General features: G+C 68.2%; 20 protein-coding genes. 17 read left to right on the top strand and 3 right to left on the bottom strand.

Annotated features, from left to right (window positions below; all coding sequences use genetic code 11):
• The first annotated feature begins 294 nt into the window (after positions 1 to 294).
• The 12 genes from HNP51_RS12250 to HNP51_RS12195 all read left to right on the top strand — a co-directional run bounded on the left by HNP51_RS12250 (position 295) and on the right by HNP51_RS12195 (position 12,166).
• Positions 295 to 564 carry a hypothetical protein gene (locus HNP51_RS12250; protein WP_184270784.1) on the top strand — a complete coding sequence of 90 codons (270 nt, stop codon included), beginning with the start codon at positions 295 to 297 and terminating at the stop codon, positions 562 to 564.
• Positions 564 to 1,004 carry a periplasmic heavy metal sensor gene (locus HNP51_RS12245; protein ID WP_184270781.1) on the top strand — a complete coding sequence of 147 codons (441 nt, stop codon included), beginning with the start codon at positions 564 to 566 and terminating at the stop codon, positions 1,002 to 1,004. The genes HNP51_RS12250 and HNP51_RS12245 overlap by 1 nt, the downstream gene beginning before the upstream one ends.
• 5 nt (positions 1,005 to 1,009) lie before the next feature.
• On the top strand, positions 1,010 to 1,567 hold the full coding sequence (locus HNP51_RS12240; protein WP_184270778.1) for an RNA polymerase sigma factor: 558 nt from the start codon (positions 1,010 to 1,012) through the stop codon (positions 1,565 to 1,567).
• A 140-nt stretch (positions 1,568 to 1,707) separates the two neighbouring features.
• Complete coding sequence (locus HNP51_RS12235; RefSeq protein WP_184270775.1) at positions 1,708 to 3,528, top strand: copper resistance system multicopper oxidase; 1,821 nt, start codon at positions 1,708 to 1,710, stop codon at positions 3,526 to 3,528.
• Positions 3,525 to 4,706, top strand: a complete 1,182-nt coding sequence (locus tag HNP51_RS12230; protein WP_184270772.1) for a copper resistance protein B — start codon at positions 3,525 to 3,527, stop codon at positions 4,704 to 4,706. The genes HNP51_RS12235 and HNP51_RS12230 overlap by 4 nt, the downstream gene beginning before the upstream one ends.
• 16 nt (positions 4,707 to 4,722) lie before the next feature.
• Entirely contained in the window at positions 4,723 to 5,106 is a 384-nt protein-coding gene (locus tag HNP51_RS12225; protein WP_184270769.1) for a hypothetical protein, read from the top strand.
• A 13-nt stretch (positions 5,107 to 5,119) separates the two neighbouring features.
• Entirely contained in the window at positions 5,120 to 5,515 is a 396-nt protein-coding gene (locus tag HNP51_RS12220) for a copper resistance CopC family protein (RefSeq protein WP_184270766.1), read from the top strand.
• 130 nt (positions 5,516 to 5,645) lie between these two features.
• Positions 5,646 to 5,987 carry a hypothetical protein gene (locus HNP51_RS12215; protein WP_260398481.1) on the top strand — a complete coding sequence of 114 codons (342 nt, stop codon included), beginning with the start codon at positions 5,646 to 5,648 and terminating at the stop codon, positions 5,985 to 5,987.
• A gap of 116 nt (positions 5,988 to 6,103) precedes the next feature.
• Complete coding sequence (locus tag HNP51_RS12210) at positions 6,104 to 7,360, top strand: TolC family protein (RefSeq protein ID WP_184270760.1); 1,257 nt, start codon at positions 6,104 to 6,106, stop codon at positions 7,358 to 7,360.
• Positions 7,357 to 8,649 carry an efflux RND transporter periplasmic adaptor subunit gene (locus HNP51_RS12205; protein WP_184270757.1) on the top strand — a complete coding sequence of 431 codons (1,293 nt, stop codon included), beginning with the start codon at positions 7,357 to 7,359 and terminating at the stop codon, positions 8,647 to 8,649. The genes HNP51_RS12210 and HNP51_RS12205 overlap by 4 nt, the downstream gene beginning before the upstream one ends.
• Positions 8,646 to 11,795, top strand: a complete 3,150-nt coding sequence (locus HNP51_RS12200) for an efflux RND transporter permease subunit (protein WP_184270754.1) — start codon at positions 8,646 to 8,648, stop codon at positions 11,793 to 11,795. The genes HNP51_RS12205 and HNP51_RS12200 overlap by 4 nt, the downstream gene beginning before the upstream one ends.
• Complete coding sequence (locus tag HNP51_RS12195) at positions 11,792 to 12,166, top strand: copper-binding protein (protein ID WP_184270751.1); 375 nt, start codon at positions 11,792 to 11,794, stop codon at positions 12,164 to 12,166. The genes HNP51_RS12200 and HNP51_RS12195 overlap by 4 nt, the downstream gene beginning before the upstream one ends.
• Positions 12,167 to 12,268: 102 nt before the next feature.
• Here HNP51_RS12195 and HNP51_RS12190 read toward each other — a convergent pair whose 3' ends face one another.
• Both HNP51_RS12190 and HNP51_RS12185 read right to left on the bottom strand, forming a co-directional pair.
• Positions 12,269 to 12,757 (bottom strand): DUF411 domain-containing protein, encoded by a 489-nt coding sequence (locus HNP51_RS12190; RefSeq protein ID WP_184270748.1) that lies wholly within the window; start codon positions 12,755 to 12,757, stop codon positions 12,269 to 12,271.
• A 2-nt stretch (positions 12,758 to 12,759) separates the two neighbouring features.
• On the bottom strand, positions 12,760 to 12,987 hold the full coding sequence (locus tag HNP51_RS12185) for a heavy-metal-associated domain-containing protein (protein WP_184270745.1): 228 nt from the start codon (positions 12,985 to 12,987) through the stop codon (positions 12,760 to 12,762).
• Between the two features lie 156 nt (positions 12,988 to 13,143).
• On the opposite strand from HNP51_RS12185, the gene HNP51_RS12180 reads away from it, so the two are divergent.
• The 3 genes from HNP51_RS12180 (at position 13,144) to HNP51_RS18870 (ending at position 17,291) form a co-directional block, all read left to right on the top strand.
• Positions 13,144 to 13,599, top strand: coding sequence for a DUF305 domain-containing protein (locus HNP51_RS12180; protein WP_184270742.1), 456 nt, complete (start codon positions 13,144 to 13,146; stop codon positions 13,597 to 13,599).
• A 243-nt stretch (positions 13,600 to 13,842) separates the two neighbouring features.
• Entirely contained in the window at positions 13,843 to 15,624 is a 1,782-nt protein-coding gene (locus HNP51_RS12175; RefSeq protein ID WP_184270739.1) for a copper resistance system multicopper oxidase, read from the top strand.
• Positions 15,621 to 17,291, top strand: coding sequence for a copper resistance protein B (locus tag HNP51_RS18870; protein WP_311769947.1), 1,671 nt, complete (start codon positions 15,621 to 15,623; stop codon positions 17,289 to 17,291). The genes HNP51_RS12175 and HNP51_RS18870 overlap by 4 nt, the downstream gene beginning before the upstream one ends.
• Before the next feature lie 102 nt (positions 17,292 to 17,393).
• Here the strand turns inward: HNP51_RS18870 and HNP51_RS12165 are convergent, their stop codons facing one another.
• Entirely contained in the window at positions 17,394 to 17,594 is a 201-nt protein-coding gene (locus tag HNP51_RS12165) for a hypothetical protein (RefSeq protein WP_184270736.1), read from the bottom strand.
• A gap of 420 nt (positions 17,595 to 18,014) precedes the next feature.
• Here HNP51_RS12165 and HNP51_RS12160 point away from each other — a divergent pair, with 420 nt between their 5' ends.
• The gene (locus tag HNP51_RS12160; protein WP_184270733.1) at positions 18,015 to 18,680 is read left to right on the top strand and encodes a RadC family protein; all 666 of its coding nucleotides are present in this window, start codon (positions 18,015 to 18,017) and stop codon (positions 18,678 to 18,680) included.
• Entirely contained in the window at positions 18,677 to 19,609 is a 933-nt protein-coding gene (locus HNP51_RS12155) for a toprim domain-containing protein (RefSeq protein ID WP_184270730.1), read from the top strand. Before HNP51_RS12160 ends, HNP51_RS12155 begins: the two co-directional genes overlap by 4 nt.
• Positions 19,610 to 19,612 lie beyond the last annotated feature (3 nt).

Below are 19,612 nucleotides of genomic sequence, written 5' to 3'. Positions count from 1 at the left end.
GGCGCGCCGGCCTGGTCGCCCCCGGGCCCGCACGTAGGCAGGCGGCCTCGGCGAGCGAGCGGGCCAGGAGCCGGGTGAGCACCTGCGGTCTCATCAGATTTGAACCCGCCGGCGACGGTCGTATCCAGGCCGTGACGACCATGTTTCGCCCCTCCCGGCGAAGCCCCTGTAATTCCCCTACGCACGGTCTGGCTTGGGCCCCTCAAAATGCGCCACAGTGAGCCGGCGGCCCGTCTTGAGGGATGAGGGCCGGGTCATGCGTATCTCCAGTAAGAACGTCGAAAGGCACCGATCATGGATGATCTTGGAAATTGGCTGGCGCGCGCCGCGCCCGGCGACGGCGTGTCGCTCGATCGGCTCGAGGAGGACGTCTGGAGCCGCGTGAAAGCGATCCAGGCGCAGCGGGCGACCGATCGGATTCGTTTGGCCGCCGTGGCCATGGCCCTTGTGATCGGCGTCGCCAACGGCGGCCTCGGCGCGACATTCGCACAGACGACCGTTTCGGAGATGGCGATCTTCTCGGTGGCGGCGACGTCGCCCCTGGTGCGGCTGGAAGCGGGCTGATGGCGATCGCCTGGAAGTCCATCGCCGTGACGGTCGCGCTCGCCGCCGCAGCGAGCGGGGTCGGCGCATGGGCGGGAGCCAGCTGGGTGCTCAACAAGCAGGCGCCACCCTCCTTGCACGAGATCGTTCACAAGGAGCTAGATCTTTCGTCGCAGCAGTTGGCCAAGATCGAGGGGATTGAAACCCGGTTCGCGGGACAACGCGTCCAGCTTGAAGGCCGCGTAAACGCGGCCAATGGCGAGCTTGCCGAAGCGATCAGGGTCAGCAACGGCGACAGTCGGGCGGTGCAGCCCGCCGTCGATCATTTCCACGACGCCATGGGCGACCTGCAGCAGGCGACCATCGCCCACATCTTCGAAATGCGGACGGTGATGAACGACGCCCAGGCGCGACGGTTCGACCGGAGCGTGGTCGAGGCGCTCACCGCCGACACCCAGTAGCGTCCGTGAAGGAGAGGGAAGCCCTTCAGACGAGAGCGGCCCACGGCGACGTCGTGGCCTTCGAAGCGCTCATGCGCGACACCAAGGCAGGTCTCTACAGGTTTGTCCGGCGCTATGTCGGCGACGCCGACGAAACCTATGATCTCGTGCAGGAGGCCTATGCCGCCGCCTGGCTGGCCATCCGCCGCTATGAGCCGGAGCGATCCTTTGAAGCCTGGCTGAGGACGATCGCCATCAACAAATGCCGGGACTGGAGTCGCCGCCGCAATATCCGCAGGCTGTTCATGGGATCGACTGATCTCCACTCCGCCGAGGCCCTGGCCGTCCCGGACGATGAGGCCGGCGCGGAAGACCAGTATGACGCCGCAGAACAGGCGCAGCGCCTGCATGCGGCCATCGCCGCCCTGCCGCCGAAACTCAAGGAGCCGCTGCTGCTGACGGCCATCGAGGAGCGCAGTCACGCCGAGGCCGCGGAAATCCTTGGCCTCTCCGCCAAGGCGGTGGAAATGCGGCTGGCCCGGGCACGCCAGAAGCTGGCGCTGCATCTGAGGCCCGAAACCTGATCTGACGGGTTGGTCGGAACCGCGTTCGCTTTCCGGACTTGCTGCACCTGACGCCTCTGAGGGGAGGGATGTCTCGCGTGCGTATCCTATTGGAGAGCCGGGTTCGCTTCTTGGAACGAACCGGCGGTGAGGACTGTGCCATGACGTTAGATCGTCGGAGCCTGCTGCGCGGCGCGGTTGTCGGCGGAGGCGTGTTGAGCCTGCAAGGCTTGCTGCCGGCCTGGGCGCAGACCGGTTCTCCCGGCTTGCGAGCGGATATCCCGACCCTGACCGGGACGAACATCGACCTGACGGTCGGACAGTCGCCCTTCACCGTGAACGGTCGGACGGCCACGGCGACGACGATAAACGGTCTGCTCCCGGCGCCGCTGTTGCGCCTGCGCGAAGGCCAGAACGTTCGCCTGGCGGTGTCGAACCAGCTGGATGAGGACACGTCGATTCACTGGCACGGCGTCCTTCTGCCCTTCCAGATGGACGGCGTGCCGGGGATCAGCTTTCCCGGCATCAAGCCGCGCGAGACCTTCGTCTATGAGTTCCCCGTCCGGCAGTCCGGGACCTTCTGGTACCACAGCCATTCCGGGCTGCAGGAGGCGCTGGGCCACTACGGCCCCATCGTCATCGATCCGGCGGGCGTCGATCCGGTCGCCTATGACCGTGAGCACGTCCTGGTCCTGTCGGACTGGAGCTTCATGCATCCGCATGAAATCCTGGCGAAGCTCAAGAAGAGCCCCGGCTATTTCAACCGCCATCGGACGACGCTGGCCGGTTTGATCTCCGGCGCGGACGGCATGAGCCTGGAGGAACGCCGGATGTGGGGCGGGATGCGAATGGACCCGCGCGACATCCTCGACGTCAACGGCACCACCTATACCTATCTGATCAACGGCCATGGGCCTGAGGAGAACTGGACCGGCCTGTTCCGGCCCGGCGAGCGGGTGCGTCTGCGCGTCATCAACGCATCTGCCATGTCGATCTTCAATGTTCGCATTCCGGGCCTGGCCATGACCGTGGTTCAGGCCGACGGCGAGAATGTGCGGCCGGTCGAGACCGACGAGTTCCAGATCTCGGTCGCCGAGACCTATGACGTCATCGTCCGTCCGACCGAGGACCGTGCCTACACCATCGTGTCCGAGGCCATCGACCGTTCGGGCATGGGGCGCGCCACCCTGGCCCCGCGCCTGGGCATGACGGCCGAGGTTCCGCCGCTGCGCGAGGTGCCCACCCTGACCATGAAGGACATGGGCATGGGCGACATGGGCGATATGGGCGGAATGGAGGGGATGGGCGCCGCGCCGATGGCGGGCATGGATCACGGCGCCATGGCCGGGATGGATCACGCCGCCGCCGCCCCGGCCGGCGAGGCCATGTCCGGAACGGATCACGGATCCATGGGCGCCATGAACATGCGCGATCCGCAGAACGCCCCGCCCAATATGGCCGTGGGCGTAGGGGTTCAGACCATATCGCCTATGCCGATGAACCGGCTGGGCGAAAGACCGCAGGGCCTGGAGAAGGTCGATCACCGGGTGCTGGTCTATACCGACCTCGTTTCCCTGACGCCCAACAAGGACAGGCGCGAGCCCAGCCGCTCCATGGAGATCCACCTGACCGGCAACATGGAACGGTTCATGTGGGGCTTCGACGGGCGCAAGTTCTCGGAGTTGGTCGAGCCCATCCGTTTCGAGCGGAACGAACGGGTGCGGGTGACGCTGGTGAACGACACCATGATGGCGCACCCGATCCATCTTCACGGGCATTTCTTCGAGCTCGTCACGGGCGGGCCCGACGGGCATCAGCCCCTGAAACACACGGTCAACGTCGCGCCGGGCGGCAAGGTCAGCTTCGATCTTACGGCCGACAACCCGGGAGACTGGGCCTTCCACTGCCATCTGCTGATGCACATGCATGCCGGCATGTTCAACGTCGTCACCATTCGTCCGATGGAAGGCTCGGGGTCATGATCCGGTTCTCCCTCGCCCTGGTTCCTCTGATCCTGGCGGCGACGCCCGCTCTCGCCCAGAGCCACGCGGGACACGGCGCGACCTCGCCGGCGACGCGCCAGGCGCCGCCCACGACGCAGGGATGCGTCGCGCCGGGTTCAGCGACGGCGACGACGGCGACGACGGGGACTGCGGGAATGAACCAATCGCCTGCTTCGGCCTGCCCTCGGGGAACCGTGCCCGCCCGCGCCGCCAGCGGCGGTCACGACATGTCGACCATGGGGCAGGCCCAGCCCGCGCCGGCGACGGCCGGACATGACATGTCCACGATGCCGATGGGGGCGGTCCCCTCGGGGCAGACGGATCCCCATGCCGGACACGACATGTCCGGCATGGCTGGAATGGCCATGCCGCCGGAGGTTCCGACAGGCGCGGACAATCCTGGACGTCCGCCTCAGACACCGCCGCCGGCCGGCGCCCTGGACGGTCCTTCCCATGTGGCTGACCAGATCTTCAGCGCCGAGGACATGGCCGCGGCGCGCAGGGTTCTGGTGGCTGAAAACGGCGACATTCGCGTCGGCGCAGTCATGATCGACCAGTTGGAAGCGACGTCCGTCGATGGCGAGGAGGGCTACGCCTGGGACGCCCAGGGCTGGTACGGCGGGGACATTCATCGCTTCTGGTGGAAGTCGGAAGGCGAGGGCGAATTCGGAGGCGCGCTTGAGGAGGCTGAACTCCAGGCGCTCTACAGCCGCGCCTTCACCCCCTATTTCGACTTCCAGACCGGGCTGCGGCAGACCTATCGGCCCGAGGGCGACCGGACCGACCTGGTCGTCGGCGTCCAGGGCCTCGCCCCCTACTGGTTTGAACTCGACGCTGCGGCCTTCCTGTCCAACAAGGGGGAACTGACGGCGCGCGCCGAGGCCGAGTATGATCAGAGGATCACCCAGCGGCTGATCCTTCAGCCCCGCGCCGAGGTGAACCTGTCGGCGGAAGATATCCCCGAGCTGGGGATCGGCGCAGGCCTGTCCACCCTGCAGGTCGGCGCCCGTCTGCGGTACGAGATACGTCGAGAATTCGCGCCCTATGTCGGGGTCGAATGGACCAGGAGCTTTGGCGCCACGCGCGATTTCGCCGAAGCGCGTGGGCGAAGCGCCGAAGACACCCGAGTGGTGGTGGGCGTCAGAGCCTGGTTCTAGTTTTTTGGAGAAGATGATGAAGATTCAATTCGCCACAGCATTGGCGGCTGCAGGCCTGCTGGCGGCCTGCCAGCCGGCCGACGAAAAGGCCTCGCCCAAGGACGCGGCCCCCGTCGCCGCGCCTGAGGCCGCGACAGCGCCAGTTGCGGCTCCCGCGCCTGCATCAGAGCCGACGGGACCGGCCCAGGACGCCGGTCAGCGAGCGGCGGAACCCGCCAAGCCTGTGTCTCCGGCCCGGTCCGAAGACCAGACCCGGCGCCCGTCCCAGACCCCGCCCGCGAGCAAGGCCCAACCCGCCCCTATGCCGGGTCACGACATGTCGACCATGCCGGGTCATGACATGTCGACCATGCCGGACATGCCCGGCATGGACCACTCTCCGAAACCAAGCCCGAACTAAGGAAGATACCAAGATGCGTAATTTCATTCCCTTCGCGATCGTCGCCGCCATGCTGGTTTCCGCCGGCGCTGCTTCCGCGCAGACCGCCGATCCTCATGCGGGTCATGGCTCCATGGCTATGGCTGCGCCTGCGTCAGCTGGCGTGCAGACTTCGCCGGCCGACGGCTCGATGTCCTCGACCGCGCCGACCGCCTTCACCATCACCTTTCCCCATGCCATGACCCTGAAGTCCTTGACGTTGGCGACAGACGGCGGCCGTCCGACGGCCGTTCCGGTTCAGGCCGCCGCCGGCACGAGGGCGACGGTCTCGCTGCCCGCGCTTGGAAAAGGCAATCACGTTCTGGCCTGGTCGGCCCAGGGCGCCGACGGCCATGTCATGAACGGCTCCACCCGCTTCATGGTCCACTAGAATCGGCCTTGGCTCCGGTCGGTACCCGCCACTCATGGGCAGCCGACCGGAGCCGTTCCGGCGATTCTGACTTGTCGATGCTCCGAGCGCGTAACCTGACGCTGTGATGTGGAATTGGCTCCGCACAGTTTTGATCATCTTGGCCCTGGCCGGGTTCTTCGGCCAGTCGACGGCGCACGCCATGCCCGTCCAGGTGTTCCACAGCGCCGAAGTCGAAGCCGAAACCATGGATTGCGCCGAAGCCATGGACATGGCGACCGACGAAGCCGGCGGTCCGGGCGACTGCTGCAAGGACATGACGCCGGAGTGCGTCGCCAAGATGGGCTGCGCCGCCGTCGCCGCGCCCTTGCCGCCACTGGTCCTGATCCCGCCCCCCGTCGCGCCGCTATTGATCGCCTTCGTGACTTTGAACATCACGCGGGAAGGGGCCGGGCCGGCGCCGCTATTTTCTCCTCCGCAACAGCAGGGCTGAACCGCCCCTTGGTTTGATCGGCCGCGCCTAGGCGGGTCCCGTCACGCCCATGGAAAGCCATGCCCCCTGCGTCGCGCCGTCCACGGCCGACGCCTGCTGTTCCGAAGGAAGATTTCATGCTCCCCCGTTTCAAACCGGCGGCCAGGGCGACCGTGCTTGCGCTCGCCGCCGCCAGCCTGTCAGGGGCTGCGGCGGCCCGGGCCGAGCCCCTGACGTTCGAGGCCGCCATGGCCCGCGCGGCGTCGGACGCGCCTGATCTGCGCGCCAGCGCCCTTGGCGTCGATGCAGCCCGTGCGGCCGTGGTCGCGGCCGGGCGGCTGCCCGATCCAAGCCTCAAATTCGGACTGGACGGCTTTCCCGTGACCGGGCCCATGGCCGGCCGGTTCGGCGAAGACGACTTCACCGCCCTGCGGGTCGGCGTCGAGCAGGAGCTGCCCAGCCGGGCGCGCCGTCGCGCCGAGCGCGGCCTGGCCGAGGCCGCTATCGGCGTGGCGGTGGCCGACAACGCCACGGCGCTGCGCGCGGTGCGGATCGCGGCGGGCCTGGCCTGGATCGATCTCTATTATTCGGGTCGCAAGCTGGCCGCCGTGGACGAGGTCCTGGCGACGCTTCAACCGCTTTGGGACGCTGCGCCGTCCGGGGTGGCGTCGGGGGCGGATCGTCCGGCCATGGCCCTGGCGCCGATCCAGTTGAAGGCGGCGCTGGACGATCGGCGCAGCCGTCTGATCGCCGAGAGAGAGGCCGCGCGCGCTGTGCTGACCCGATGGACCGGCGATCCCGCCCCGACCACGGACGGCGCGCCGCCATTGGATGCGCCGGATCCGGCGGCCTTGCGCATGGGCCTTGAGGTCCTGCCCATGCTGAAGGCCTACGAGGCCGAGGATCGACGGGCCCAGGCCGAGCTCGACCTGGCCAGGGCCGGACGGCGTCCGGACTGGTCGGTCGAGGCCAGCTATCAGCGCCGCAACCCCGCGTTCGGCGACATGGTCTCGGTCGGCGCCAGCGTGCGCCTGCCGCTGTTTCAGGGGCAGCGGCAGGAGCCTTTGATCGCCGCGCGAGCGGCCGACGCCCGCCGGGTCGGAGCCAAGCGCGAGGCGGCGCGCCGTCAGCTGGAGGCGGACCTGCAGGGCGATCTGGCCCAACACGCCATGGACCACGATCAGTGGACCCGGGCGCGCGACATCGTCCTGCCGGCCGTCATGCAACAGTCCGACCTGGAGACCGCCGCCTATGCCGCGGGTCGGATCGGGATCTCCGAAATCGTCCAGGCCTTCACCGCCGTGGCCAACGCCCGGCTGGATGCGCTGGACAAGGAGGCGGCGGTGATGCGCCACGCCGCCGAAATCACCCTGACCTATGGGAGCGGCCGATGAGCGGGTTCAGCTATAATCGTCTCGGCGTCGCCCTGGGCGCTCTGGTGCTGGTGGGGATCGGCGTCGGGACCGGCGTGGTGATCGGTCAACGATCCGACGGCGCCGGCGCCCCCGCCGCTGACGGGGCAGGCGGCCGCAAACCGCTCTACTACTATGATCCGATGTATCCCGACCGGAAGTTCGACAAGCCGGGCCCGTCGCCCTTCATGGACATGCCCCTGGTGGCCAAATACGCCGACGAGGGCGGCGGGGCGGGCGCGGCGTCCGGCGGCCTGCGCATTGATCCGGCCCTGACCCAGAATCTGGGAGTCCGGTACGCGACGGCGCGCATGGGAACCCTGGGCGGCGACCTGAACGCCACGGCCGTGATCGACTATAATCAGCGCGACGTGGCGATCGTGCAGTCCCGGGCCGACGGCTTCGTGCAGCGGGTCTATGACCGCGCGCCCGGCGATGTCGTCGCCGCGGGCGCGCCCCTGGTGGACCTCCTGGTCCCCAGCTGGGGCGGAGCCCAGACGGAGTATCTGGCGGTGCGCCGGACCGGCGACGCCCGGCTGATCCAGGCCGCGCGCCAAAGGTTGGTGCTGATGGGCATGTCCGACAGCCTGATCGCCTCGGTCGAACGAAGCGGACGGCCGCACAGCACGATCACCATCACCAGCCCCATCGCCGGGGCGATCCGCACGCTGGCGGTCCGGTCGGGCATGAGCGTGCCGCAAGGCGCCGCCCTGGCCGAGATCAGCGGCCTGTCGACCGTCTGGCTCAACGCCGCCATCCCCGAGGCCCTGGCCGGACAACTGCGGGTCGGACAGTCCGTGGAGGCGACTCTTTCGGCCTTCCCGTCCGAACGCTTCACCGGCCGCCTGACCGCCCTGTTGCCGGAGGTGTCAGGCGACAGCCGCACCCTCACGGGGCGCATCGAGATGGCGAACCGGGGCGGGCGTCTGCGGCCGGGCATGTTCGGCCGGATCGTTTTCGGCGGGGCGACGACGCCGGCGCTGCTGGTTCCGTCCGAGGCGGTCATCCGTACGGGACAGCGCGACATCGTCATGCTGGCCTTGCCTGAGGGGCGCTATCAGCCGGCTCTGGTCCGCGTCGGGCGAGAGAGCGGCGGCCAGACGGAAATCCTGGCGGGTCTGGGCGCCGGAGAGCGGGTCATCGCTTCCGGTCAGTTTCTGATTGATTCCGAGGCCAGCCTGTCGGGCGTCGAGGCGCGGCCCATCGACGGGGCTGCGCCCCCTGCCGCACTCGCGCCCAAGCCGACAGCGAAGATGGAGCCGGGCCGATGATCGCCCAGATCATCCGAGCCTCGGTCAAGGGGCGGGTCTTCGTCCTCATGGCGGCGCTGGCCCTTCTGGTCGCGGGGCTCTGGGCGGTCAGGAACACCTCGGTCGATGCTCTTCCGGACCTGTCGGACGTCCAGGTCATCATCCGCACCAGCTACCCCGGCCAGGCCCCGCAGATCGTCGAGAACCAGGTCACCTATCCCTTGGCGACCACCATGCTGTCGGTGCCAGGCGCCAAGACGGTGCGCGGCTATTCCTTCTTCGGCGACAGCTATGTCTATGTCCTGTTCGAGGACGGAACCGACCTCTATTGGGCCCGCTCGCGGGTGCTGGAATACCTCAGCCAGGTCCAGTCCAGACTCCCCGACAGCGCCCGCCCCGCGCTCGGCCCCGACGCCACGGGCGTGGGCTGGATCTATGAATACGCCCTGGTCGACCGGACCGGGCGTCACGACCTGGCGCAGCTTCGCAGCCTGCAGGACTGGTTTCTGCGCTACGAGCTCAAGACCGTGCCGGGGGTGGCCGAGGTCGCGGCCATCGGCGGCATGGTGCGGCAGTATCAGGTCGTCCTGGACCCGATCAAACTGGCCGCTTACGGCGTCATGCACCAGCAGGCGGTCGAGGCCGTCCAGCGCGCCAATGGAGAGACGGGCGGCTCGGTGCTGGAGTTGGCCGAGGCCGAATATATGGTCCGGGCCAACGGCTATCTGACCAATCTGGACGACTTCCGCGCCATACCGGTCCGCACCGCGGCCGGCGGCGCGCCCGTGACGCTGGGCGATGTGGCGACGATCCAGATCGGCCCGGAGATGCGGCGCAGCATCGCCGAACTGAACGGCGAGGGCGAGGTGGCCGGCGGTGTGGTGGTGCTGCGCTCGGGCGAGAACGCGCGGGCGACCATCAAGGCCGTGCGCGACAAGCTCCAGACCCTGAAGGCCGGCCTGCCTCCGGGCGTGGAGGTCGTCACCACCTACGACCGTTCGCAACTGATCGACCGCGCCGTTTCCAACCTCAGCCACAAGCTGATCGAGGAGTTCATCATCGTCGCGCTCGTCTGCGGCCTGTTCCTGTGGCACGCGCGTTCAGCCCTCGTCGCCATCCTGACCCTGCCGCTGGGGGTGCTGGCGGCCTTTCTGCTGATGCATGCCCAGGGGGTGAACGCCAACATCATGTCGCTGGGCGGGATCGCCATCGCCATCGGGGCCATGGTCGATGGGGCGATCGTCATGATCGAGAACGCCCACAAACATATCGAACGATGGGAGCACGACCATCCGGACCAGAAGCTGGCCGGCGAGACTCGCTGGACCGTCATCACCGAGGCGGCGGCCGAGGTCGGCCCGGCCCTGTTCCTCAGCCTCGTGATCATCACCCTGTCCTTCGTGCCGGTCTTTACGCTGCAGGCGCAGGAGGGGCGACTGTTCGCGCCGCTGGCCTTCACCAAGAGCTACGCCATGGCGGCGGCGGCCATCCTGTCGATCACCCTGGTTCCCGTGCTGATGGGCTATCTGATCCGGGGACGAATACCCGCCGAGCAGAGCAATCCGATCAATCGCGGGCTGACGCGCGCCTATCGTCATCCGCTGGACTGGGTCCTGAAGCGGCCATGGACCACCCTGGCCATCGCGGCCCTGGCCTTCGCCACCACCGCCTGGCCCCTGAGCCAACTGGGCGGCGAGTTCATGCCGCCGATGGACGAGGGCGACCTGCTCTACATGCCCTCGGCCCTGCCGGGTCTATCGACCGCCAAGGCCGCCGAACTGCTGCAGCAGACAGATCGGATGATCCGGTCCGTGCCAGAGGTCGCCACCGTGTTCGGCAAGGCGGGGCGGGCGGAGACGGCGACGGACGCCGCGCCGCTGGAGATGTTCGAGACCACCATCCAGTTCAAGCCGCGCGACCAGTGGCGACCGGGCATGACGCCGGAGAAACTGGTCGAGGAACTGGACCGCGTCGTTCGCGCGCCGGGCCTGGCCAATCTCTGGGTCTCTCCGATCCGCAACCGTATCGACATGCTGGCGACCGGGATCAAGAGCCCGGTCGGGGTCAAGGTCTCCGGGGCCGACCTTGCCGAGATCGACCGCATCGGCGGCGAGGTGGCCAGGGTCGCCAAGACCGTGCCGGGCGTCACCTCGGCCCTGGCGGAGCGGCTGACCGGGGGGCGCTATGTCGACATCGACATCGATCGGGCGGCGGCGGGCCGATACGGGCTGAATATCGCCGATGTCCAGTCGATCGTATCCGGCGCCATCGGCGGAGAGACGATCGGCCAGACCGTCGAAGGCCTGGCCCGCTATCCGATCAACGTGCGCTATCCGCGCGAAATGCGTGACGATCTGGAGCAGCTCAGGGCGCTGCCGGTCCTGACGCCGTCAGGCCAACAGATCACCCTGGGCACGGTGGCGAAACTCGAGATCGCCGACGGACCGCCCATGCTGAAGTCGGAGAACGGCCGCCCCTCGACCTGGGTCTATGTCGATGTGCGAGGGCGCGACCTGGCGTCCGTCGTCGCCGATCTGAAAAGGGTCGTGGCCAGGGACGTGCCGCTCAGTCAGGGCGTCGTCATCGCCTATTCGGGTCAGTACGAATATCTGGAGCGGGCGGCGAACCGGCTCAAGATCGTGGCCCCGGTCACGCTCGTGATCATCTTCATTCTGCTGTATCTGACGTTTGGTCGTTTCGACGAGGCCTTGCTGATCATGGCCACCTTGCCCTTCGCCCTGACGGGCGGAATCTGGATGCTCTACCTGCTAGGTTATCACCAGTCGGTGGCGACCGGCGTCGGCTTCATCGCCCTGGCCGGCCTGTCGGCCGAGTTCGGCGTGGTGATGCTGATCTACCTCAAGCACGCGTTGAGAGATCGGGGGCCGAACCCCGATCGCGATCAGGTGGAGGCGGCGGTCCGGGAGGGGGCGTTGCTTCGGGTGCGGCCCAAGGCCATGACCGTCGCCGTCATCATCGCCGGCCTGCTGCCGATCCTGATCGGCCATGGCGCCGGATCGGAAATCATGAGCCGCATCGCCGCGCCCGTCATCGGCGGCATGCTGACCGCACCCCTGCTGTCCATGCTGGTGATCCCGGCCGGCTATCTTCTGCTTCGTCGTCGAAAGCTTCCGTCCCCCACGTCCAACCCTGGAGAACCCAAATGAAACACGCCCTCATTCTCTCGGCCGGTCTGGCCATCGGTCTCGCCGCCTGCGGCCAGAAGACCGAACCTGCGCCGGTCGAGGCGCCGGCCGCCGCTCCGGCGGCCGCCGGCGACATGGCCGCCACGCCCATGGCCCCGGCCGAAGCCGTCAAGTCAGGCGCCGGATCGGGCGTGATCACGAAGGTCGATGCGGCGACGGGCTCCGTCACCATCGATCACGGTCCGATCCCGGGCGTCGGCTGGCCCGCCATGACCATGAGCTTCAAGGCGGCTCCGGCCGTAGTCGCAAAGGCCAGGGTCGGCGAGCGTATCCAGTTCGATGTGACGGTACGCGGTCGTGAAAGCGAAGTGACTGCGATCCGGCCCCAATAGGCCGGCCGTTCCGCAGGGCGCCGGCCGAACTCGACGCCCTATCCGGTCCTCGACCCGACATAGGCCTGGCCCCGCCGAACAACCGGCGGGGCCATTTTGCTTTTAGCGACGAACCGGGGTCGCGCCTTCGAAGGTCATGAAGGGGGCGGGGGCGCCGCTGCCGAAGCGCATGACGTCGTAGCGTTCGGGGGCGTAGCCGGGGGCCTCCATGCCGGGCGAGCCGGTGGGCATTCCGCCCACGCCGATGCCGCGCGATGCGCCGGGCGATTTCAAGAAGGCGTTGACGGCGGCGGCGGGGACGTGGCCCTCGATCACCTTGCCGTCGACGACCGCCGTGTGACAGGACCAGAGCGACTGCGGCACGCCGAGGCGGGTCTTCACCGGGGCCAGGTCGTCGGTGGGGACGACGCGGATGGCGTAGCCGGCCTTGCGCATATGCTCGACCCAGCCGCCGCAGCAGCCGCAGGAATCGCTCTTGTAGACGGTCATGTCCGAGGCCTGGGCCACGGTGGGCAGGCCGTTCAGCAGGAAGCCCGCGCCGCCGAGGATGGCGACGCCGGCGGCGAGGGCGGAAAGCTTGAGCCTGTTCATGGTCAGACCGCCTCGGCCGGATAGCCGGCGGCGTCAAGCGCGGTGAGCAGGGCCTGACGGTCGGCGCTGGTCGTCACCTCGACGCGGCGGGCCTCGATGTCGGTGGTGATCTGGGCCGAGGCGTCGACCGAATGGATGGCCTTCTCGACGCCGGCGACGCAGCCGCCGCAGCGGATCTTGGGGATGTTGAGAACCTGTAGATCGGTAACCCCGGGGGCATGGGCGGACATTGGCGAACCTTTCAACAATCGACGCCTGTGGTTCTAATCCTTCCCCACATGGGAAGGTCAACGGTTGGAACCTTGATTTTTTGTATTGGTTTGCTGGGGAGCTTCAGGCGCATGTGCGCCAGAAGATTCGGATTCTTAGAGGCAGGGAGACGCGCCGTGAACAAGGGTCAATACCGCTCATTCGGGATCGAACTCATTCTCGATTTCATCGTCATGTACCTCGTCATGTACACGATGATCGCCACGCTGGATCACTTCTATTTCAATCTCAACAACGTCTACATGACGCTCATGATGGTCATGCCCATGGCCATTCTCATGCTGTGGTTCATGAGGGCCATGTATCCGTCGCGAAAGCTGAACCTGGCGATCGTCGGCGGTGCGGCGGCGGTGTTTGTTGTGGCTTTCGTCGGCATGCGGACCCAGGCGGGCGTGGGCGACAAGGAGTTTCTTCGCTCCATGATTCCCCATCATTCCGGCGCGATCCTGATGTGCGAGCAGGCTTCGATCCGCGATCCGGAAATCCTCGCTCTGTGCGACCGGATCGTGCGGGCGCAGGACGACGAGATCGCTCAGATGCAGACGATTCTGGCGCGACTTGAGGCTGGCTGACTGCGACCTGGGTTCAAGCCGTCCTCGAACGGCTCGTCCTAAAAGCCGCCAGCGGAGGCAGCGAGGCGACCTGGGGTCCCGTTCTCGGAAAGCGGGAGCGGCTGCACGCCTTGAATGCGATCGCGAGCTTTTGCTTGTGTGGCGACCTGTCGCAAGGGGAAAGGGATGGCGGGTGCGTAGTACCCAGTGAAGCTCACCCCGAAATTGTCGGTGCAGCTCAATCAAGGAAGGATGATCCCCTCTATGTCGAGCATGGCTCTCGATCGCAGGTCCCTGTTGCGCGGCGCGGCCGCAGGCGGCGGGCTGCTTGGCCTTTCGGGCCTGATTCCGGCCTGGGCCCAGACGGGTTCGCCGGGGCTGCGCGCCGATCTGCCGACGCTGACGGGGCCGAACATCGACCTGACGGTGGGCCATTCGAACTTCACCGTCGGCGGCCGCACCGGCCATTCGGTGACGGTCAACGGCCTGCTGCCCGCCCCCCTGCTGCGGATGCGCGAGGGCCAGAACATGCGCCTGTCGGTGACCAATACCCTGGACGAGGACACCTCGATCCACTGGCATGGCCTGTTGCTGCCCTTCCAGATGGACGGCGTGCCGGGCGTCAGCTTCCCCGGCATCAAGCCGCGCGAGACCTTCGTCTATGAGTTCCCGCTGAAGCAGTCGGGCACCTACTGGTATCACAGCCATTCGGGGCTTCAGGAGGCGATCGGCCACTATGGCCCCATCGTCATCGACCCGGCGGGCGTCGATCCGGTCGGCTATGACCGCGAGCACGTCCTGGTCCTGTCGGACTGGAGCTTCCTGCATCCGCACGACATCCTGGCCAAGCTGAAGAAGAGCCCCGGCTATTTCAACATGCAGAAGACGACGCTGGCGGGCTTGCTGGACGGGTCGGACGGCATGGATCTGGCCGAGCGCCGGATGTGGGGCGGGATGCGGATGGACCCGCGCGACATCCTCGACGTCAACGGCACCACCTATACCTATCTGATCAACGGCCACGGGCCCGAGGAGAACTGGACCGGCCTGTTCCGGCCCGGCGAGCGGGTGCGTCTGCGCGTCATCAACGCCTCGGCCATGTCGATCTTCAACGTCCGCATTCCGGGGCTGGCCATGACCGTGGTTCAGGCCGACGGCGAGCACGTGCGCCCGGTCGAGACGGACGAGTTCCAGATTTCGGTCGCCGAGACCTATGACGTCATCGTCCGTCCGACCGAGGATCGGGCCTACACCATCGTCTCGGAAGCCATCGACCGTTCAGGCATGGGCCGCGCCACCCTGGCCCCGCGCCTGGGCATGACGGCCGAGGTTCCGCCGCTTCGCAAGGTGCCGAACCTGACCATGGCCGACATGGGCATGGGGGGCATGGATCACGGCTCAATGGCGGGCATGGATCATTCCGCGCACGGCGCAGCAGGGGCCGCCGCCGGGGCCGCCGCCGCCGCGCCGATGGACCATGGCGCCATGAGCATGCGCGACCCGAACAAGGCCCCCGCCGACATGGCGGTCGGCGTCGGGGTGGACGCCATCGCGCCGGCGCCCGCCAACCGTCTGGGCGAACGGCCGCAGGGGCTTCAGGATGTCGATCACCGGGTGCTGGTCTATACCGACCTGCGCTCCCTTGAACCGAACAAGGACACCCGTCCGCCGTCGCGTTCGATGGAAATCCACCTGACCGGCAATATGGAACGGTTCATGTGGGGCTTTGACGGCCGCAAGTTCTCGGAGCTGGTCGAACCGATCCGCTTCGAGTTGAACGAGCGGGTTCGCGTCACCCTGGTCAACGACACCATGATGGCCCACCCGATCCACCTGCACGGCCACTTCTTCCAGCTGGTCAACGGCCACGACGGGCATCAGCCGCTGAAGCACACGGTCAATGTGGCGCCGGGCTCGAAGGTGACCTTCGACCTGACCGCCGACGCGCCCGGCGACTGGGCCTTCCACTGCCACCTGCTGATGCACATGCACGCGGGGATGTTCAACGTCGTCACGGTTCGTCCGATGGAAGGAGCCGCCCGATGAGCCGCGCCCTGTTCGCCGCTGTTGCGGTTCTGCCCCTGATGCTGGCCGCCGGTTCCGCCGTCGCCCAGAGCCACGGGGGACATGGAGGCCACGGCGCCCAGGCCGCGCCCGCCCGCCCGCAGCAAGCCCGCCCGAGGCCCGCGCCCAAGCCCAAACCGCGCGTCGCCGCGCCCCAGCCGAGTCGCGCCACGCCTCCGGCCGCGGCCCCTGCCCAGGCGCCCGCTGTTGATCCTCATGCGGGCCACGCCATGAGCGCCGCCCCGGCGGCTGCGGCAGACCCGCACGCCGGTCACGACATGAGCGGCATGCAGACGGCTCCGGCGCCGGCGACGCAGGTCGATCCGCATGCCGGTCACGACATGAGCGGTCACGCGGGGCACGGCGCTCAGCCTGCGCCCGCTGCTGATCCCCACACGGGCCACACCATGAGCGCCGCCCCGGCGGTTGCGGCCGATCCGCACGCGGGTCACGACATGAGCGGTATGCAGACGGCTCCGGCCCCGGCGACGCAGGTCGATCCGCACGCGGGTCATGACATGGGAAGTCACGCCGGGCACGGCGATCAGCCTGCGCCTGCTGCTGATCCCCACGCGGGCCACACCATGAGCGCCGCCCCGGCGGTTGCGGCCGATCCGCACGCGGGTCATGACATGAGCGGGATGCAGATGGCTCCGGCCACGGCGCCCGCAGTTGATCCTCACGCCGGTCACGACATGGGCGCGGCTCCGGCGACTGCGGCGGACCCGCACGCCGGCCACGATATGAGCGCCATGCAAACGCCTGCCGCCGACCCTCATGCGGGTCACGACATGGGCCAGACGCCAGCGGCTGACCCTCACGCCGGGCACGACATGTCGGCCATGGCGGGCGGCGCGCCCAACATCCCGACCAGCGTGGACGCCGTTGGCGGGCGCATGGTCGAGACGCCGCCGCCCGCCGCCGCCCGCGCCGCGCCGGCCCATGCGGCGGACCTGCTGTTCGACCCGGCCGTCATGGCGGCGTCGCGCAAACAGTTGCTGGTCGAAAACGGCGACGTGCGCACCACGGCGGTCCTGATCGACTCGATCGAGGCCAGCTTCGGCGACGGCGAAAAGAGCTATAGCTGGAACGCCCAGGGCTGGACCGGCGGCGACATCAACCGCTTCTGGTGGAAGACGGAAGGCGAGGGCGCGTTCGACGGCAAGCTGCACGACGCCGAGGTTCAGGCCCTCTACAGCCGCGCCGTCGCGCCCTTCTGGGACGTGCAGGCGGGCGTGCGCCAGGACTTCCGCCCTGATGGCGACGACACGACCCATCTGACGGTCGGCGTCCAGGGCGTGGCCCCCTACTGGTTCGAAATGAGCGCCGCCGCCTTCCTCTCGACCGAGGGCGACCTGACCGCGCGCGCCGAGGCGGAATACGACCAGCGCCTCACCCAGAAGTGGATCCTGCAACCGGCCGTCGAAGTGGCCTTCTCGGCCAGCGACATCCCGGAGCTGGAGATCGGGTCCGGCCTGACCTCGGTCACAGCGGGCCTGCGTCTGCGCTACGAAATCCGCAAGGAGTTCGCGCCCTACGTCGGGGTCGAGTGGAGCCGGTCGTTCGGCGACACGGCCGACTACGCCAAGGCGCGCGGCGACGACGTCGATGCGACGCGTCTGGTCGTCGGGATCAAGGCCTGGTTCTGATTGCTCCAGAAAGCCGGCGACGGTCGCACGACCGTCGCCGGTTCCTACCCTGGATCGAGCGCCCCAACACTCGGCTGGATCGGGATCCTGTATGGGAGTTGGTCAGGATCGTGCGGCCGTCGCGGCTGCGTGGTCGACGGCCTCGACCCGAAGAACCACGCCGCTCCACGCCAAGGTCAGGCCTTCGACAACCTTGTCGGACGAAGCCTCGAAATCGACTTCCGCGAAAGCGTCGTTCATCCACACCAGGATTTCGCGCGCCAGGTGTGCGCGCAGGCTGAGGGTCGCCGCATCTTCTGTCATGGAAAGCCCCCGCTTATCCGTTGCGCCTACGTGAGGTTGCGGGCGGTGAGGGTGCTTCTAAAGAGGGTAGCGGCCCGCTGTCCAGTAGAACGGCGTTCGTCTAGCGGGACGGTTGAAGAACTCCGGACAATATGGCGCGGTCGCGGCCCCGCGAAGAAGGACCCGCGGAGGCGACTCTAGGGGGCGAAGGCCTCGCCTTATGGAGGGCTCCCGTGGCGACAGCAGAGCTCGCGGTCGTCGGGTCGGCTTGGTCGAAGGTCGAGCGTCAGGGGCCCTCGTCGCAGACCTTCGATCCCCGGCTCGCCCGCACCTGGATTGGGTTCGGCGAGGCCCGGTGGCCGACGATTCCCGCCTCGCGGCAAAGGGGGAGGAAGGGCGACCAGGGGCGCTCCAATCGGGAGCGTCAGAATGGAGGTCGTCATGTCGACCGGCCCTGCCGCCGTCTTTCATCGCCAGCCAGAACCCTTGCCCGAGAGCGCCGATCAGGTCCTTCTGGCGTCGATCTTCGAGCGCGTCCTGTCCCGGGAGGCCGGCCGCGCCGCGGCCGTGGACATGATCGCGACCTTCCATGGCTTGGCGGGCGTCGCTGCGGCCGACGAGGCGGCGTTGCTTCGCGCGGGCCTCCACCGCGGCGGCGTCGCAGAACTGGTCCGAATACGCGACATGGCCCTGGCCATGACGCGCGCCCAGGCTTGCGATCGGCCGGTCCTTTCTTCCTGGACGGCCCTGACCGCCTATCTCAGGGCGGCGCTGGCCCATGCGCCGCGAGAGCAGTTTCGCACCCTCTATCTCGACAAGCGCAACATCCTGATGCGTGACGAATGGCGCGCGGACGGCACGATCGACCATGCCCCGGTCTATCCTCGCGAGGTCGTTCGCCGGGCGCTGGAGCTGTCGGCCTCGGCCCTGATCCTGGTGCACAACCATCCCTCCGGCGATCCCAGCCCGTCTCGCCCGGACATCGACATGACGCGTCGCGTGGTGGAGGCGGCCCGGGTCTTCGACATCAAGGTCCACGACCATGTGATTGTCGGCCGGGAGGGCACGGCGAGCTTCCGGGCGCTCGGCCTGATGGAACCGTCATGAGCCTGCGCGCCCTCGTCGCCGCCCTGGGCGGCGACCTCTACCAGTCCGGGCTAAGGGCCAATGTGCCCGCGCCCGGCCATAGTTCCAATGACCGGTCGGTCTCCCTCCTGCTCGACGGCGACCGCCTGGTGATCCACGGTTTCGGCGCCGCCGACTGGCGCGAGGTTCGCGACCACCTGCGCGGCCTGGGTCTGATCGACGCCGAGGGTCGGCTGGCGGGTGGAGGGTTGTCCCTGGTCCGGTCTTCGTCTGCGCGCCCCGACGCGAGCGCGCGGATCGAGGCGGCGGTTCGTCTCTGGGAGGCGACGATCCCGATCGCCGACGGCGACCTGTGCGCGCGCCATCTCCTGATGCGCGGGATCGAGACCCCGCCTGACCGCCTCGCTGACCTGCGCCGCCATCCAGCTGCGCCGGTCTCGGTCTTCGCACCGGCTAGCCCGACCCGTCCGGCCCTGGTCGCCGCGATCCGGGATCCGGGCGGCCGGCTGTGCGCCGTCGAACTCGTCTACCTCGAAGGGGACGGTCGATGCGCGCGCCTGCGCCTGCCGAGGAAGACGGTGGGGGCCGTTCCTGGCGGCGCGGCCGTACGCCTGTCGCCGGCCGGCGCCGTCATGGTGGTCGGGGAAGGGGTGATGACCACCCTGTCGGCCTCGGCCCGCTTCAGCCTGCCGGGTTGGGCTCTGTTGTCCGCCGGCAATCTCTGCCGCTGGACCTCCCCAGAGAGGGTGCGTCGCGTGATCGTAGCGGCTGATCGCGGTCCGGCCGGGGAGGCGGCGGCCGTGCGCCTTTGTCGTCGGCTTAGGGCCCAGGGCGTGGCGGCCTCAATGCGTCAGCCGCCGACGCCGTTCGGCGACTGGAACGACGTCGCGGTGGGGCGCGGGAAAGCAGAGGAGGAAGGGCGGGGCGGGGCGCCGGCAAGGCGGGGATAGGCT

The sequence above is a fragment of the Brevundimonas bullata genome (assembly GCF_014207965.1).
GTDB classification, from domain to species: Bacteria; Pseudomonadota; Alphaproteobacteria; order Caulobacterales; family Caulobacteraceae; genus Brevundimonas; species Brevundimonas bullata_A.
This window is presented reverse-complemented; position numbering and strand designations above follow the sequence as displayed.

Excerpts from the sequence above, each read along its gene's own strand:
- HNP51_RS12250 (WP_184270784.1), top strand. The coding sequence starts at position 295 with ATGGATGATCTTGGAAATTGGCTGGCGCGCGCCGCGCCCGGCGACGGC.
- HNP51_RS12230 (WP_184270772.1), top strand. The coding sequence starts at position 3,525 with ATGATCCGGTTCTCCCTCGCCCTGGTTCCTCTGATCCTGGCGGCGACG.
- HNP51_RS12205 (WP_184270757.1), top strand. The coding sequence starts at position 7,357 with ATGAGCGGGTTCAGCTATAATCGTCTCGGCGTCGCCCTGGGCGCTCTG.
- HNP51_RS12175 (WP_184270739.1), top strand. The coding sequence starts at position 13,843 with ATGTCGAGCATGGCTCTCGATCGCAGGTCCCTGTTGCGCGGCGCGGCC.
- HNP51_RS12185 (WP_184270745.1), bottom strand. The coding sequence starts at position 12,987 with ATGTCCGCCCATGCCCCCGGGGTTACCGATCTACAGGTTCTCAACATC.
- HNP51_RS12190 (WP_184270748.1), bottom strand. The coding sequence starts at position 12,757 with ATGAACAGGCTCAAGCTTTCCGCCCTCGCCGCCGGCGTCGCCATCCTC.
- HNP51_RS12245 (WP_184270781.1), top strand. The coding sequence starts at position 564 with ATGGCGATCGCCTGGAAGTCCATCGCCGTGACGGTCGCGCTCGCCGCC.
- HNP51_RS12155 (WP_184270730.1), top strand. The coding sequence starts at position 18,677 with ATGAGCCTGCGCGCCCTCGTCGCCGCCCTGGGCGGCGACCTCTACCAG.
- HNP51_RS12225 (WP_184270769.1), top strand. The coding sequence starts at position 4,723 with ATGAAGATTCAATTCGCCACAGCATTGGCGGCTGCAGGCCTGCTGGCG.
- HNP51_RS12160 (WP_184270733.1), top strand. The coding sequence starts at position 18,015 with ATGTCGACCGGCCCTGCCGCCGTCTTTCATCGCCAGCCAGAACCCTTG.
- HNP51_RS12200 (WP_184270754.1), top strand. The coding sequence starts at position 8,646 with ATGATCGCCCAGATCATCCGAGCCTCGGTCAAGGGGCGGGTCTTCGTC.
- HNP51_RS12220 (WP_184270766.1), top strand. The coding sequence starts at position 5,120 with ATGCGTAATTTCATTCCCTTCGCGATCGTCGCCGCCATGCTGGTTTCC.
- HNP51_RS18870 (WP_311769947.1), top strand. The coding sequence starts at position 15,621 with ATGAGCCGCGCCCTGTTCGCCGCTGTTGCGGTTCTGCCCCTGATGCTG.
- HNP51_RS12195 (WP_184270751.1), top strand. The coding sequence starts at position 11,792 with ATGAAACACGCCCTCATTCTCTCGGCCGGTCTGGCCATCGGTCTCGCC.
- HNP51_RS12210 (WP_184270760.1), top strand. The coding sequence starts at position 6,104 with ATGCTCCCCCGTTTCAAACCGGCGGCCAGGGCGACCGTGCTTGCGCTC.
- HNP51_RS12235 (WP_184270775.1), top strand. The coding sequence starts at position 1,708 with ATGACGTTAGATCGTCGGAGCCTGCTGCGCGGCGCGGTTGTCGGCGGA.
- HNP51_RS12165 (WP_184270736.1), bottom strand. The coding sequence starts at position 17,594 with ATGACAGAAGATGCGGCGACCCTCAGCCTGCGCGCACACCTGGCGCGC.